The organism is Pseudoalteromonas sp. SG43-7, assembly GCF_014164295.1.
Taxonomy (GTDB): Bacteria; Pseudomonadota; Gammaproteobacteria; order Enterobacterales; family Alteromonadaceae; genus Pseudoalteromonas; species Pseudoalteromonas rhizosphaerae.
Genome location: NZ_JACJEY010000017.1, coordinates 47,167 through 63,421, shown reverse-complemented (window position 1 = coordinate 63,421; position 16,255 = coordinate 47,167). Strand labels below are relative to the sequence as shown.

At 41.6% G+C, this 16,255-nt stretch carries 14 protein-coding genes; 6 read left to right on the top strand and 8 right to left on the bottom strand.

The features are described from left to right. Position 1: 1 nt before the first annotated feature. The 7 genes from H5200_RS10025 to H5200_RS09995 all read right to left on the bottom strand — a co-directional run bounded on the left by H5200_RS10025 (position 2) and on the right by H5200_RS09995 (position 6,962). A complete protein-coding gene (locus tag H5200_RS10025; protein WP_145234192.1) occupies positions 2 to 1,237 on the bottom strand; it encodes an ABC transporter permease in 1,236 nt (411 codons plus the stop codon). Next, complete coding sequence (locus tag H5200_RS10020; RefSeq protein WP_182717771.1) at positions 1,237 to 2,433, bottom strand: efflux RND transporter periplasmic adaptor subunit; 1,197 nt, start codon at positions 2,431 to 2,433, stop codon at positions 1,237 to 1,239. Before H5200_RS10020 ends, H5200_RS10025 begins: the two co-directional genes overlap by 1 nt. Next, on the bottom strand, positions 2,430 to 3,590 hold the full coding sequence (locus H5200_RS10015) for an efflux RND transporter periplasmic adaptor subunit (protein WP_182717772.1): 1,161 nt from the start codon (positions 3,588 to 3,590) through the stop codon (positions 2,430 to 2,432). Before H5200_RS10015 ends, H5200_RS10020 begins: the two co-directional genes overlap by 4 nt. After that, positions 3,580 to 4,551, bottom strand: coding sequence for an efflux RND transporter periplasmic adaptor subunit (locus tag H5200_RS10010; protein ID WP_182761420.1), 972 nt, complete (start codon positions 4,549 to 4,551; stop codon positions 3,580 to 3,582). The genes H5200_RS10015 and H5200_RS10010 overlap by 11 nt, the downstream gene beginning before the upstream one ends. Continuing rightward, entirely contained in the window at positions 4,545 to 5,219 is a 675-nt protein-coding gene (locus H5200_RS10005; protein ID WP_182761419.1) for an ABC transporter ATP-binding protein, read from the bottom strand. Before H5200_RS10005 ends, H5200_RS10010 begins: the two co-directional genes overlap by 7 nt. A gap of 318 nt (positions 5,220 to 5,537) precedes the next feature. Beyond that, positions 5,538 to 5,990: an NfeD family protein gene (locus H5200_RS10000; protein WP_149980039.1), complete on the bottom strand. Its 453-nt coding sequence runs from the start codon at positions 5,988 to 5,990 to the stop codon at positions 5,538 to 5,540. 18 nt (positions 5,991 to 6,008) lie between these two features. Beyond that, positions 6,009 to 6,962 carry a slipin family protein gene (locus H5200_RS09995; RefSeq protein ID WP_145234179.1) on the bottom strand — a complete coding sequence of 318 codons (954 nt, stop codon included), beginning with the start codon at positions 6,960 to 6,962 and terminating at the stop codon, positions 6,009 to 6,011. 339 nt (positions 6,963 to 7,301) lie between these two features. On the opposite strand from H5200_RS09995, the gene cas6f reads away from it, so the two are divergent. Together cas6f and tkt are read left to right on the top strand one after the other, a co-directional pair. Then, the gene (cas6f, locus tag H5200_RS09990; protein WP_182717775.1) at positions 7,302 to 7,511 is read left to right on the top strand and encodes a type I-F CRISPR-associated endoribonuclease Cas6/Csy4; all 210 of its coding nucleotides are present in this window, start codon (positions 7,302 to 7,304) and stop codon (positions 7,509 to 7,511) included. 875 nt (positions 7,512 to 8,386) lie between these two features. Next, the gene (tkt, locus tag H5200_RS09985) at positions 8,387 to 10,390 is read left to right on the top strand and encodes a transketolase (protein ID WP_182761418.1); all 2,004 of its coding nucleotides are present in this window, start codon (positions 8,387 to 8,389) and stop codon (positions 10,388 to 10,390) included. A 118-nt stretch (positions 10,391 to 10,508) separates the two neighbouring features. Here tkt and tal read toward each other — a convergent pair whose 3' ends face one another. After that, a complete protein-coding gene (tal, locus tag H5200_RS09980) occupies positions 10,509 to 11,462 on the bottom strand; it encodes a transaldolase (protein WP_182761417.1) in 954 nt (317 codons plus the stop codon). A 238-nt stretch (positions 11,463 to 11,700) separates the two neighbouring features. Between tal and H5200_RS09975 the strand changes: the two genes are divergently transcribed. The 4 genes from H5200_RS09975 to H5200_RS09960 all read left to right on the top strand — a co-directional run bounded on the left by H5200_RS09975 (position 11,701) and on the right by H5200_RS09960 (position 16,252). After that, positions 11,701 to 13,353, top strand: coding sequence for a ribulokinase (locus H5200_RS09975; protein ID WP_182717778.1), 1,653 nt, complete (start codon positions 11,701 to 11,703; stop codon positions 13,351 to 13,353). Continuing rightward, a complete protein-coding gene (locus H5200_RS09970) occupies positions 13,350 to 14,051 on the top strand; it encodes an L-ribulose-5-phosphate 4-epimerase (RefSeq protein ID WP_182739556.1) in 702 nt (233 codons plus the stop codon). The genes H5200_RS09975 and H5200_RS09970 overlap by 4 nt, the downstream gene beginning before the upstream one ends. Before the next feature lie 22 nt (positions 14,052 to 14,073). Continuing rightward, positions 14,074 to 15,573, top strand: coding sequence for an L-arabinose isomerase (gene araA, locus H5200_RS09965; RefSeq protein ID WP_182761416.1), 1,500 nt, complete (start codon positions 14,074 to 14,076; stop codon positions 15,571 to 15,573). A gap of 88 nt (positions 15,574 to 15,661) precedes the next feature. Beyond that, complete coding sequence (locus H5200_RS09960) at positions 15,662 to 16,252, top strand: beta-phosphoglucomutase family hydrolase (RefSeq protein ID WP_182761415.1); 591 nt, start codon at positions 15,662 to 15,664, stop codon at positions 16,250 to 16,252. Positions 16,253 to 16,255: the final 3 nt, after the last annotated feature.

The following is a 16,255-nucleotide window of genomic DNA, read 5'->3' as shown; positions in this document are numbered from 1 at the left end:
GTTAATCACTTTGCAGTGCTTCAATAGGGTCAAGCTGTGACGCTTTGATCGCGGGGTATACACCAAAAATAAGGCCGACTAACGCACAAATACTAAACGATAGCACGATGGCGGTCATTGACCACGATACCGCCCACTGCGAGTACATAGAAATAATTTCAGACAAGCCAATACCAAATACCACACCCAGTAGGCCACCTAAAATAGAAATGGTAAAGCTCTCGGCAATAAATTGTATTCGAATGTCTTTTTGTGTTGCACCAATAGCACGCAGTAAGCCAATTTCTTTAGTGCGTTCAAGCACCGTCGCCAACATGATATTCATAATACCGATACCGCCAACCAGGAGTGAAATGCCTGCCACGCAGGACATTACAATATTAAATATTTGCTGGGTTTGTTTTTGCTGGGCTAATAATGCGGCAGGAATAACTAATTCAAAATCATCAATATCACTGTGGCGATTTTGCAGTAAATGTTCCAGTGCTTGTGCGGCAACAATTGGATCAACCGATTTATCAATGGCTAGTTTCAAGCTGCTGACTTCACTATCAAGTAAGCCACTTTCAAAGCGGTGTAATGCAGTACTAAGTGGAATAAATACTTGGTTTTGTTCGTTACCGAGTTTGACTCCTTGAAATTCTTTTTTCTTTAAATAAGGCGCTTGTAAAATACCGACTACTTTAAACCATAAGTGGTTAATTTTTATTTGTTGACCGAGTGCGTCACCTAACGGAAATAGTTGCTTGGCAGTATTTGCGCCAAGCATTGCCACTTGAGCAAACCGTTGTTGATCGTTTTTATTTAATATACGCCCAGCAAATAGTTGAAAATGTGACAGCTGAAAATAATTAGCGCTTACACCTACGGCATTGGCGTCGCTGTTATTGTATTGGCTAAAAATATGATACGTCTCGATGGTTTTTTGTGCGGCAAAATCGGTAACAAAAGGCAGCGAGTCGTGGGCAACTTGGGCATCACGCAGGCTTAAACCGGCCGAATGCTTACGTTGCTCTTTGAGTTCTTTTTCATCGAACTCTTTGCCATTAACAATCAAATTATATAACCCCATAGAGTCAATCATTTTCATGGCTTCACGTTCAGCACCTTCACCAATATTGAGCATAGCAATGACGGCACCGACACCAAATATCATCCCTAATAAAGTCAGTAAAGTACGTAATTTATGCTGTGCAAGCTCTAAGGCGGTGTCGATAAATAAAGTTAAATATTTCATCAGATGTCCTTTATATCAATGAGTGAGATCACATCATTAGCAGCTAAGCCTGCGAGGATCTCTACATGACTAAGGTTATGTTTGCCTAATGAAACGGTCTTTTTGACAAATTCGCCAGCTTCTTCAACATAGACATAATGCGCATTTTGTTCGGTAAAAACACTTTGTTTAGGTACCACTAAACGCTCACTTTGCGGTGTCACTAAAATAGTCGCATTGAGTTTTAAACCCGGGCGTAAAGCGTCACTTTGCTGATTTATCGTTGCTTTTAGTTCGTAAAATTTTTGTGGGTCGCCGCGTTTTATTGATTTAGGAAACGGTGATACTTCAATTAACTCGCCACTAAATTGCTGCTCAGGCAATGCAATAAGTTTGAATGTAAGTGACTGACCTACGGATAAATCGATTGCTTCACGTTCAGACACATATAACATCAACTGCATTTGGCTAACATCAGGCAGTGCTGCTATTTTTTGACCAGGCCATAAGGATTCACCCGCTCGCGGTTTTTCGCCGCGCCAATTAGTACTATGGGTTAATAAGCCATCGTGAGGGGCGATGATCTCAAGCAATGATAGGTTAGTGTTCAACGTTGCTAATTTTTGTTTGTATTGGTCTTCTTTCATTTTTAATAACATCAACTCTCCGGTGGCACTTTGCTCAAAACGGCCAGTTTGCCAGTCGTAGTAGTTATGTTTTGCATTTAAAAACTCAACATTTTGTTGTGACTCTAAAATATCTAATTTAGAGCGAATGCGTTCATCTTCAATTGAGTAATCTTCGGCAAATTGCTTTTCTTCATTAACCAATACAATATCGTGCTCTAAAATAGTCTTATCTTTATCTATTTCTCCTGATTTTTGTGCTAAATCTTGCGCTGCTAAAGCCGCTTGATTAGTGTTTTTTTGGCTTTGCCGACGCATTTGTTCGCCATCAAAACGAGCAATGACCTGACCTTTTTTAACTTGGCTATATTCTGGCATTAACCACGCTAAAGTTTGTGGCCCACGGCTTGATGCTGGCGCAACAATCAGGGTTTCATTTGCCGCGATCAAATGCCCTTTGGCTTCAACCTCAGTTTTAAAACTGTGTTCACTAACCGTATAAGTAAGCGCGTTTTGAATTTCATGTTCTTTTGAACAACCGCTGATAAATAAAGCTGTAACGATTAAGCTAAGTGCAAAGCTCGTTTTCATAATTTTACCTCGTCGCCTAGTTGTAGGCCGCTTTTAACTACGGCGAGATTATCGGTAAAGTGACTTATCTCTATAAATTGTTTGTTATTTTCAGTGGTTGTAACATAGGGACCTTGTTGATCATATTGCAAACTGGTTAAAGGAATACTTAATACCTGAGGTAAGCGAGCGGTGGTGATCTCTAAGCGCGCAGTAAGTCCTGGGCGAATAACACTGGTGTCAATATTATCAATACTAACAATGGCATCCACAATCCGACGCTTATCTTGATATGACTTTTCTCTAAATACACGACCCAAACTCTTTATTTTCCCTGACACAACTAGTTCGCTACTGCCATCAATGGTTATTTTAACGGTTTGCCCTGGGGCAATTTTACCGCTGTCGGGTTCATCGATTTGTGCTTTTACTTGCATATTTTTAAGTACAGCAAGCTCAATAACAGGCTGACCAAATTGCACACTTTCACCAATGGATGACTTTTCACCTTCATAATTGGTTTTATAAATTACCAGCCCATCAATTGGGGCTTTTACCTTAAGGCGTTCAATATCTTGTAAATACTCGTCTACCTCACTTTGCAGCCGTGCAACTTTACTTTGCACCATTTTTAAGTTTAGTTCTTTGCTCTGTTGCTGAAACGTTTGCTTACTTTTAGCAAGCGTTAGATCGTTGTTTGCAATAGTAAAATCAATTTGTGACTTTTTACGTTCAACTTCAGAACGAGATTGATCAACAATCTCTGCTTTGCGTTTAGCTTTATCGTAGTTCATTTTCATTTCGGCAACGCTGAGGGTCAGTTCTTGCTCTTTGATAAGCTCTTTATTTTGCGCATTTTCGAGTTGTTTTTTTGCTCGCTCTAATGAAGATTGTTTGTCGATTAGCTTATCGCGAACTTGTTTGTCGTCAAACGATACCACCACTTGGCCTTTTTTAACTTGGGTGTTCTCCGCTAGCATAGTCTTAATTTGGTATTGCCACATACGGGCAACTGACGGCGGGGCAATGATCGCACTGGTTGATGACTCCAGTTCGCCATTGGCATTAACCGTGATAGCAATATCACTCTTTTTCACTAGATAATGTTGTTGCTCATCGTCATTACATGCAGTTAATAGCAACATACTCAATATTATGCATAAAACGTTATGATTCATCAGAGTCTTCTCCGATTGTTAATTTTGCACTCATGCCCGGTAACAGTTTTAAATTCTGAGCGTTAAAGTTAAAGCGAGTTCTAAAGTAGGCATCTTTGCCCCACTGAAGGCGTTCTTCTGGCTGAGTTGAAATTTCGCTTAAAGTCGCATTGAGCGGCTGTTGTAAATAGGCGTCAAATAACAATTGCGCTTGTTGGCCAAGTTGTAAATGTTGATAATCAATTTCGTGTACCCAGGCTTCAATGTAGAGTTCACTCATGGCCGGTATTTCGACAATTTTCCAGCCTGGTTGGGCTGTCATACCAACAAATGCTTTTTCGCCATTCCACGGATGGTTTGCATATAAAACGGGCCCTGTACGCTGTGCCTTAATGCTCATACTTGCCAGTTGCGTTTTATTGTATGCAAGGTCTGTTTTTAGTTGTTCAATAGTCAGTAACTGCTTATTGCGCGCAACGGTATTTTCAGTTTTAACTTGGCTGAGTTCTTCGGATGATTTTTGTTTATTGATCAGGGCTTTTTCAAGTTCGAGCTGATTTTTTTGATAATCATAGGTACTTAAGTTAGCGTGTGGAATAGCAGCATCTATGCGGGCACGCGCTAGTAAAAGCTCAGTGCGCTTAAAGTTAAACTCAGCTTCTATTTGTTTTTCTTGATTGCTAGTGGTGATCCTAAGCAGCTCTTCTTCGGCGGCCTCTAAACTTACTTCATCTTGTTCAATTTCACTGGCAATCGAGCCACTATCAAACACCACAACAACATCACCTTGTTGCGCTATTTCGCCTTCTTTCATCATCCATTGTACTTGTACTCGCCAATTGTCTGATTTTGGAGCATAAAAAATTTGCTTATCGCTGGCCTTCAGCTCACCACTGAGTAACACATTCTGCGCATTGCTTGAGAAGGCTAAGCTGTAAAGTAATAATCCTAAACAGGCTTTGAAACATTGATTTTTTAACATCCGCTATCCTCTATGATTATGCCATCTTTCATCCGAATAATTCGCTTAGCATAAGCAGCAATATCTTCTTCATGGGTTACCATGACCAAAGTATGACCTTGCTGGTGGAGTGAGCAAAGCAACTGCATAATTTCATGAGACGTTTTACTATCGAGGTTACCCGTTGGTTCATCAGCAAAAATGACTTTTGGCTCGTTTACTAATGCTCTGGCAATAGCAACTCGCTGCCGCTGACCACCGGACATTTCAAAGGGTTTATGGTGTGCGCGATTTTGCAAGCCAACCTTATCCAGCATCGCCATAGCGCGCTCACTGGCTTGCTGTTTTGGGGTGTCGGTATAGCGCAGTGGCAAAGCCACATTTTCTTGAGCACTAAGGCGAGTTAATAAGTGAAAGGTTTGAAATATAAAGCCAATTTTTTTATTACGGATAGCTGACAAACTTTCGTCATCTATTTCTTTAATACTTTCACCAGAGAGCAAATAACTGCCTGAGGTTGGTGTATCGAGACACCCAAGGATATTCATTAAAGTCGACTTCCCTGAACCGGAAGCGCCCATTACGGCGACAAACTCACCTTCTTGAATATGCAATGAAACATTACTTAATGCAATGACTTGTGTTTCGCCTGCGCCATAAGTACGGCAAAGATTTTCGACCCTGATCATACAGTTACTTTTTGTTTTTATTATTATCTGATTGGTTAAACTAGCGAGTTTTATAGCGAGACACAAGTCCAAATATAGTAGTTAAACATACGTCTATTTGCAGCCTTTAATTGTTTTAACATTTAAAGGCTAATTTAATCATTGTCAGTTAACAATTGCGTGGTTTTATATTTCATTTATTGCGTTTTAGCTAAGAGTTGTGCGGGTTTAGCGAATATTTTTTGTTACAAAAAAGCCAAGTAATTCGATAAAAACTTCTTGGCTGGCTTTATGGTAAAAATCATACAGCATATTCAGAGTGTTATACCCACATCTAGGTTAAATTGCTGCAACCCACATAACACCGACTTCTTTTTTTACCACTTTTACATGGGTGCCAGCACTTAGTGGTTGCTGGCTTTTTAGTTTCCAGCTCACTCCGGAATACGAGTAGGTACTAACACCTAACTCATCAACATCGCTAGTGAGCACAAAATCAAGCTCAGCAAAGTCACTTTTCACTTCTTTATTATCAACATTCTCTTGCATGCGTTTTAGCGGTTTCCATAGTAAAACAGCGCATGCGGCGGTGATCAAGGTGTTACTCCAAAGTGCGGTGGTTAATGAGTCTTCTAACAGCGCGAAGTTCATCATTAATCCAGTTGCAAATAATGATATACCCAAAAACAATAATATAAAGGTCGACATTCCCAGCACTGCTACTTCAATTATCAGTGCCAGTACACCTAAGATCATCAGTGTTTGGGCTAAATTATTGGTAATGAACTCCATAGTTTGCTCCTTTACAGCTTAACCTTTTTGTTTGGTATTTAAGGTATTAATAATCGACATCGCTTGCGCTACCATAGAGCTGGCATCGGTGCCGTTATCGGGTAATAAAACAACTGACGATTCTTTAGCAATGGCTTGTTTCGCGGCAATGGCTTTTGAGGCGAGGTCTAATTGAATGGCTTTTTGACCTTGCTCAGTATCAGCTGCTTCACCGACTTTACGTAGTGCATCAGCTTGTGCTTCGGCTACCGCAATAATGGCTTTAGCTTCACCTTCAGCACGCAGAATTTGCTCGGCTTTTTCTGCTTCAGCGGCTAGTACTTGCGCTTGTTTTTTACCTTCAGCGACATTGATATTAGCTTGACGATCACCTTCTGATTCTAAAATTTGTGCACGTTTAACACGTTCCGCTTTCATTTGTGCTTCCATCGCTTCCATTACTGATTGCGGTGGCACAATATCTTTAATTTCATAACGTAATACTTGAATACCCCAAGGATCTGCGGCTTGGTTAATTGCCGCAACAATATTAGTATTTAGTACATCACGTTCTTCAAAGGTTTTATCCAGCTCCATTTTACCAAGCTCTGAACGCATCGTTGTTTGCGATAATTGCGTAACGGCAAACACATAATCATCAACGCCATAAGTGGCTTTGTATGGATCCATAACACGGAAATACAATACACCATCAACAATCAATGAAATATTATCTTTGGTAATAGCAGATTGCGACGGCACATCTTGCGCTTGCTCTTTTAAACTACGATCAGCGGCAATACGATCAACAAACGGCACAATAAAGTTTAGGCCTGCTTCTTTAGTTGATTGATACTTACCAAAACGTTCAATGAGCCACGCACGGTTTTGCGGCACAAATTTAACACTACTTTTTAGCAGTACTAAAACAAAAATGAGTAAAAACGCCTCAACAGTGAATAACATGTTGAGAACTTGCGTTATCGGGTCCATAGATACTCTCCTTTAATAGTGGCCAATATGGCGTGTCACATATTTATTTAATTTATATACTTATAAACGTGACTAACCCTACATTACCATTGAGCTGTAAGCCCAGCTAGTGAAAAATCGTGACAAAGTATGTCGGTAAGTTAATTACGATTGCAATATTATGGTCATGTTTTTTGAAGATGCACACAGAAAGTATGTTTGATTTTTGATCTAAAGCAAATAGTTCAGGCAGAAAGGGAAGTCTGTTTGTGAGCCTCTCAGTTAATTTAAGATTAGCAAACTCAAAGTGAATACCTTACATAGTTAAACTCACCTTCATGTAAGAATAGACCCCGCACCATGTTTAGCTCAAAACAACGTACACATTTTTTCAAACAATGTAAATATGTACTTGGTGCTGCTGATAATCCTTATCTAGATTTGTTCAGCGGTTCAACAGAACAAGTGCATCGCAAATTCTTTGCGTTTAGTGATTTAAAAGATAAACCTATTGATGGTAAGTTTGATTCTTATGGATTAAGTAAAGTTGCCACGATACCTTGGTTTTAACCCTTTATTTTTTCTCTTTAAAATTTTCTATAAAAACAATGGGTTATAACATATCGTTTTTGATAAGGTAAAATAGTAATATTTAACCTAATGGCTTGTTGTAACTTATTTTTATGCTGATATTCTATAGTTTACTGCCGCACAGGCAGCTTAGGTGATGCTATCAGGCATACACTTTAAATTATAAACGTTTACTGCCGCACAGGCAGCTTAGGTGATAAAATGCACCTTAGAGCATATTTGCAATTAGTTTACTGCCGCACAGGCAGCTTAGGTGACGAGGGACCGACAAAAATATCGGGAATATTTTGGAACTGCGAAGCAGACCTTTATGGCGAAGGGCAGGACGCCTAAAGTAAACGACATATCTAATAAAGAGTGCAGCGCGAAGAAGTGAGGTCATGGCAGATTTTTGTTCCCGACAAAATCTAAGTACCTAAATCCATTTAGGTAATGACCGATGTAACCAAGCTCCATGGACGGATTGTTAAACCTTTGGTTTATTTGAAGTACTGTCGCGCCAGCAAGCTTAGCGCCTACGACACAGGCAGCTTAGGTGGCGAGGCAGTGGAACGAGTTTTTTGATCACTATTCGGCGCTAAAGCGATCTCCTACAAGCCACACTACTGATGTTTACGGCGACGATATGCTTAACGTGCTAAGCACGAGTTACAAATTATTTCATGGTTTTTCATTTACCCTCACGGTCTGTTTTTTGTGCAAAAAATCGTTAAGTTCTAGGTAAATGATTTGCAGAGCTGCATTTGTATGTGCTGAAGAACTGTTTTTAGCGAGTTCGGGCGATTTCTGATTGCTATTTATATTACATTTTGAGATATTATTTATAATATAATATTAACAGGAAATAGTAACAGATGACTCTGCCCAGTTCTCAATCTGCAAATGCAATCCGTATGCTTGCTGTCGATGCCGTTCAAAAAGCTAATTCAGGTCACCCAGGTGCACCAATGGGGATGGCCGATATTGCTGCTGTTCTTTGGCAAAACTTCCACCGCCACAATCCATTGAATCCTGATTGGCCTAACCGCGACCGTTTTGTGTTGTCAAACGGCCATGGCTCTATGTTGCAGTACGCATTACTACATTTAAGTGGTTATGATGTCAGTATTGAAGACATTAAACAGTTTCGCCAACTGCATTCTAAAACGCCGGGTCACCCAGAGTATGGTTATACACCTGGGGTTGAAACAACTACAGGGCCACTTGGTGCTGGTATTGCCAATGCGGTTGGTATGGCAATTGCTGAAAAAACCTTAGCTGGACAATTTAATAAACCACACTTTGATATTGTTGATCACTTCACTTACTGCTTTTTAGGTGATGGTTGTTTGATGGAAGGTATCTCTCATGAAGCATGTTCATTAGCAGGTACATTAAAGTTAGGTAAACTCATCGCTTTTTGGGATGACAATGGCATCTCAATTGATGGCGAAGTAGAAGGCTGGTTTACTGACGATACCCCAAAACGCTTTGAATCATACGGTTGGCAGGTTATTAGTGGCGTTGATGGTCACGATATGGCCGCGATTGCCAGTGCTATTGAAGCTGCGCAAGCTAACCCAGATCAGCCAACGCTTATCTGTTGTAAAACGGTGATTGGTTTTGGTTCGCCCAATAAATCGGGTAGTCATGATTGTCACGGTTCACCACTGGGTAATGATGAAATTGCAGCGGTTCGTGAGCAACTAAATTGGCCACATCCAGCGTTTGAAATTCCTCAAGATCTATACAATGAGTGGAATGGCCAAGCCAAAGGCCAAGATTTAGAAAGCGCATGGCAACAAACCTTTGCCGCTTACAGCAAAGCACACCCAGAGCTGAGTAAAGAATTTAACCGCCGTGTAACGGCTAAATCATTACCGAGCAACTTTGCAGAAATTGCTGATCAGTACATTGCCAAGTGCCAAGAAGATATGCAAAACATAGCAACCCGTAAATCATCACAAAATGCCATTACCTTCTTTGCTGAGCATTTGCCTGAACTTATGGGAGGCTCCGCTGATTTAGCCGGTTCCAACTTAACTTTATGGCCTGACGCGAAAGGCTTGCAAGATGATGCTGCCGGTAACTATGTATTTTATGGCGTACGCGAGTTTGGCATGAGCGCGATAATGAATGGTATTGCGCTGCATGGCGGCTTTATCCCATTTGGTGCAACCTTCCTAATGTTTATGGAATACGCTCGTAACGCAGTGCGTATGGCTGCACTGATGAAAGCACAGAGTATTTTTGTGTATACCCATGACTCGATTGGTCAAGGTGAAGATGGCCCGACCCATCAGCCAATTGAACAAATTGCTAATTTGCGTATGACGCCAAATATGTCGACTTGGCGCCCATGTGATGAAGTTGAAACAGCGGTTGCATGGAGTCAGGCTTTAATCAAAGAAGCTGGCCCAAGTGCATTGATCTTTAGTCGCCAAGGTACTAAAGCAATGCCGCGCACTAAAGAGCAACTAGCGAATGTTGCTAAAGGTGGCTATATCTTAGTTGATAGCGAGCACACACCTGAACTGATCATTATTGCTACTGGTTCTGAAGTTGAGTTAGCGGTAAATGCAGCAGCTGATCTAACCGAACAGGGTAAACAGGTTCGTGTTGTATCTATGCCATGTACCAATCAGTTTGACTTGCAAGATAAAGCCTATCGCCAGAGTGTATTACCTGTTGGTGTTGCTAAAATTGCGGTAGAAGCTGCACATAGCGATTTTTGGTATAAATATGTTGGCCAAGATGGCGATGTACTAGGTATGACTACCTTTGGTGAGTCAGCGCCAGGACCAGTTCTACTTGAATACTTTGGCTTTACTGTTAGTAACCTTGTTGCTAAGGCTAATGCGTTATTAAACGACATCTAGGTTAAAGTTTTACCTGATAAAAAGCCCGCTGATTTAATTAAATCAGCGGGCTTTTTTATGTCTTTAATTCGAACTCTTGATAATGATTGATCATCAAGAGCCCAATTTAGTTAATGATTTAGACAAGCTCAGCTAAAATGGCTTCAAGCTTTTCTTGGTCAATTGCAAACTGACGAATGCCTTGGCTTAATTTATCTGTTGCCATTGCATCTTGATTCATTTCCCAGCGAAATGCTTGCTCAGTCATAGGCGTTGGCGGGGCAACTGTTTCAGTAGCAGCAGTCAGTTGACGCGCTAATGGGGCATCTGTTGCGGCTAGTTCTGATAATAGCCCTGGGCTGATAGTTAATCTATCACAACCTGCCAGTAATTGGATTTCGCTGATGTTTCTAAAGCTTGCACCCATAACGATGGTTTTATAATCGTGCTTTTTGAAGAAGTTATAAATATGTGCAACAGACTGTACGCCTGGATCATTAGCACCGCTAAAATCGCTATCAGTTTGGTTTGCTTTATACCAATCAAGAATACGACCAACAAAAGGCGAGATTAAATAAGCACCTGCTTCAGCACACGCACGAGCTTGAGCAAATGCAAACACCAACGTTAGGTTACAGCGAATACCTTGTTGCTCGAGTACTTTTGCTGCTTGAATACCTTCCCATGTAGACGCCACTTTGATCAGTACGCGCGAGGTATCAATATCTTGCTCTTTATAGAGCGCAACAAGCTCAAGGGCTTTATCAATAGTTGCTTGAGTGTCAAACGATAAGCGCGCATCTACTTCGGTAGACACTAACCCTGGCACTTGAGCCATTAAATTTGCACCAATTAGTACCGACAGTTTGTCAGCAGCTTTGCTGATCACCAGTGCATTGTCACTTGTTTGTTGCTTAGCCCAAGCAACGGCTTCAACAGCCAGTGGGCGGTATTTTTCAATTTTAATCGCATTGAGCAATAACGATGGATTGGTAGTGGCATCTTGCGGCTTATATTGATCGATTGCTTCAAAATCACCGGTATCAGCAACCACAGTGGTCATGGTTTTTAATTGTTCTAATTGGCTAGACATAGACATCCTATTTTCATCATACAAAATAAATTAACGGCTTTTAGCATTGCTTATGACATGGTTTAAGCCCTTTATTAGTGCAAAACATTAGTTTAAAGGGCACAGGTGTCACGAATATTTCAGAATAAATCTGTTAATAATATTTTTATAATACCTTTACAACCCGTCATTATTGATATTATCATACAAATAACAGTAATGACTAACATTGTTAGTATCCAATTAGTGAAAGGTATTTATGTCTCGTTATACATTGGGCTTAGATTATGGCTCTGATTCAGTAAGAGCACTGCTTGTTGATGTAACCACAGGTAAAGAGCTGGCTAGCCATTTAGTGAATTATCCGCGTTGGGCGCAAGGTTTATATTGCGATCCAAGTAAAGATCAATTTCGCCAGCATCCACAAGACTACATCGACAGCTTGATTGAGGTCGTCAATGGTCTATGGCAACAAGTACCTGCGGGAACTGCGGATAAAGTAATAGGTATGAGCTTTGATACCACAGGCTCAACGCCAGTGGCGATTAATAGCCAAGGCACGCCTTTAGCGCTGACTGAAGAATTTGCTGAAAACCCTAATGCGATGTTCATTCTTTGGAAAGACCATACGTCGATTAAAGAAGCGAATGAGATCACCAAAGCCGCGACCAATAACGAGGTTAATTATCTTTCACACATGGGCGGCATCTATTCATCAGAATGGTACTGGGCTAAAGCATTACATATTTTTAGAGATGATGCGGCTGTAAAAGCGGCAACTTACTCGTGGGTTGAGCATTGTGATTGGATGACGGCATTGATGTGTGGCACCACTCACCCAGAAGTATTAACACTGGGACGCTGTGCAACGGGCCACAAACAAATGTGGAATGAGCAATGGGGTGGTTTCCCACCAAATAGTTTCTTCAGCAATATTGACCCATTATTAGATGGTGTGGTTGATACGCTTAATGCAGCAACCCAACCAAGTGACCAAGTCGCTGGTAAATTAACAGCGCAATGGGCTGATAAACTTGGTTTATCACAGAATGTAGTTGTAGGTTACGGTGCTTTTGACTGTCACATGGGCGCAGTTGCCGCTAATGTACGCCCAGGCGTACTGACTAAAGTAATGGGTACTTCTACCTGTGATATTACCGTTACTTCAAAACAACAACTTGGCGATACCTGCGTAAAAGGTATCTGTGGTCAGGTTGATGGCTCAGTGATCCCAGGCATGATTGGCCTTGAAGCGGGTCAATCTGCGTTTGGTGATTTATATGCATGGTTTAAAAACCTGATGTTATGGCCGACTCGCCAATTAACAAATTTAAACGACGTTGAACAAAGCTTGATCAACAAAATTGAAGACTCAATTTTAGTTGATTTATCAAAAGCTGCCAGTGCGTTACCGGTTAAAAATACCGATGTAACGGCACTTGACTGGGTCAACGGTCGTCGCACTCCTGATGCTGATCAAAGCGTAGCAATGGCCATGACGGGCATGAAAATGGGCACTGATGCGCCGCAGTTCTTTAAAGCATTAGTTGAGGCGACGGCCTTTGGCGCACGCGCCATTACTGAGCGTTTTCAAAGTGAAGGCGTACCGATTGAGTCAGTGGTTGTGATTGGCGGCATTTCAAAAAAATCAGATTACGTAATGCAAACTTGTGCTGATGTATGGAACTGCCCAATTGACGTACTTGAAAGCGAGCAAAGCTGTGCGCTTGGTGCTGCAATTATGGCTGCTGTGGCAGCGGGCGAATATGCAACAGTGGCGGATGCTCAGCAAGTTATGGCTTCTGCTGTATGTCATCAGTATTTACCTAACCCAGAGCGGGTTGCGGTTTATAACGAACTCTATGCTAACTATCAAGCGTTAGCACAGTATGTTGATGGAGCAAAAGCATGAGCTACACAGAATTAAAGCGCGAAGTATTCGAAGCAAATATGGAATTACAACGTCGTGGTTTGGTGATTTATACCTTTGGTAATGTATCGCAAATCGACCGCGACAAAGGCGTGATTGCGATTAAACCAAGTGGTGTATCGTATGACCAAATGAAAGCAGAAGACATGGTGATTGTTGATTTAGAAAACAACATTGTTGAGGGCAGCATGCGGCCGTCTTCGGATACCAAAACCCATATTCATTTGTATCGTCATTTTAATGACATTGGTGGCGTAACGCATACTCATTCAACGTATGCCACTGCATGGGCACAAGCAAAGCAGAGCATTCCTTGTTTTGGTACTACACACGCTGATTATGTGCACGGTGACATTACCTGCACCCGCGAGCTTACTGATGCGCAAGTAAATGGTGATTATGAGCTTGAGACCGGTATTCAAATTACCGATGCTTATAAAGACCGTGATCCGAAAGCGGCACCTATGGTGATTGTGGCAGGACATGCACCGTTTACTTGGGGTAAAGATGCTGCGCAATCTGTGTATCACGCGGCGCTGCTAGAAGAAATTGCTCGCATGGCTTACTTAACTCGCACGCTTGATCAAAATGCAGCTGCGCTTAAGAAGTCTGTGATGGATAAACATTATTTAAGAAAACACGGTAAAGATGCCTACTACGGCCAAAGTAACCGTGGCTAACAAGTACAAGAGGAATTTATATATGCCGTCGTCAATGAAAGAAGTTTGGTTTGTAACTGGGTCACAACATTTATATGGCCCAAAAGTGTTAAATACCGTTGCAGATAATAGCGCTGCAATTGTGGCTGGTTTAAATAGCGAAGCTAATTTACCAGTTAACTTAGTGTGTAAGCCAACGGTGAAAACGCCTGAAGAAATTCATGCCGTGTGCCAAGCAGCCAACACCGATCCTAACTGTGTGGGTTTAGTATTATGGATGCATACGTTCTCACCTGCGAAAATGTGGATTGCTGGATTAAACGAGTTACGTAAACCATGGTTACACCTTCATACGCAATTCAATGCCGCGCTACCGTGGGCTGATATTGATATGAACTACATGAATACCCACCAAAGTGCCCACGGTGACCGTGAGTTTGGTTTTATTGGTACTGTAATGCGTAAAGAGCGTAAAGTAGTGGCTGGTCACTGGCAACGTGCTGACGTGCAAAAGCAAATTGATGATTGGTGTCGCGCTGCTAAAGGTTGGGCTGAGAGCCAAACACTTAAAGTGGCACGTTTTGGCGATAACATGCGCCAAGTTGCGGTTACAGAAGGTAACAAAGTATCAGCACAAATCACCTTTGGCTATGAAGTGCATGCCTTTGGTGTAGCTGAGCTCGTTAAAGTTGTTGATACCGTGACAGATGCTGAAGTCGATGCCCAGCTTGAAGTATATAAAACTGACTATGTGATTAGCGATGAAACGTTGCAAGATGACTACAAAGTATCGATGCTACGCAACGAAGCGCGTTTAGAGCTTGGTATGGAACGCTTTTTAGAAAAAGGTGGCTTTAAAGCATTCACTAACTGTTTTGAAGACTTGTCTGGTTTATCAGGTTTACCAGGACTTGCAACGCAGCGTTTAATGGCTAAAGGCTATGGCTATGGCGGCGAGGGCGACTGGAAAACAGCTGCTATGGTACGCATCATGAAAGTAATGGGTGAAGGCCGTGAAGGCGGTTGTTCATTTATGGAAGATTACACGTATAACATGGGTGATACCGACCAAGTACTAGGTGCTCACATGTTAGAAGTGTGTCCATCAATTGCTGCGCAAAAACCACGCCTTGAAGTTCACACTCACACCATTGGGGTGAAATGTGATGTGGGTCGTTTATTGTTTACCGCTAAAGCCGGTGCGGCAATTAACGTTTCGCCAATTGATATGGGTAATCGTTTCCGTATTTTGATCAACGAAGTAGATACAGTAACGCGACCGGCTGAGTTACCGCATTTACCAGTTGCATCAGCATTGTGGGAACCAAAACCGAATCTATCAGTGGCGTCTGCTGCGTGGATCCATGCCGGTGGTGCGCACCACACTGCGTACAGCCAAGCTGTTACCACCGATATGATTGTTGATCTTGCTGAAATGGCAGGTGTTGAAACCATGATTATCGATGCTGATACCAGCATCCGTGGTTTCAAAACAGAGCTACGCCACAATGCAGCGTATTACATGTTAAAACGTGGGCTTTAATCACCTATAACAGCAGTGATCTAAGTTAACTAAATAAGCCAACTTTATAGTAAAGTTGGCTTTTGTTTTCTAAGACTTTGGAGTACACATGCTCGATCTCACAAAATACCAAGGCATTATTTTTGATATGGATGGCACGCTTATCGATTCGATGGGCTCTCATTTACAAGCATGGGAGCTGACCTGCCATGCATTAGGTTATCCGTTTGACTATGACTATATGTATAGTTTAGGTGGCGTACCAACACTTGCCACTGTTGATATTCTCAATGAAAAATATGGACTTAGTCATGATCCTGATGAAGTTGCCAAGCAAAAACACCAATTTTGGTTAGGCTTAAACCATCAGCCAGAAATCATTACTGAGACAGTCGATGTATTAAACTATTACCATGGCAAAATGCCTATTGGGGTAGGTACTGGCGCGGACCGTGCGCATGCCATTGAGCATCTAACTCAAACAGAGTTAATCGATAAAATAGACGCATTAGTTACTGCCAGTGATGTTCGCCACGGTAAACCACACCCAGAAACTTTTTTAAGCGTAGCCAAACAAATAAACATTCAACCACAAAATTGTGTGGTGTTTGAAGACACGCAAATAGGCTATCAAGCAGCTCAGGTTGGTGGTATGGACTGCATTTTAGTCAAAGACGGCAAAATACAACTAAAAAGTTAGGCG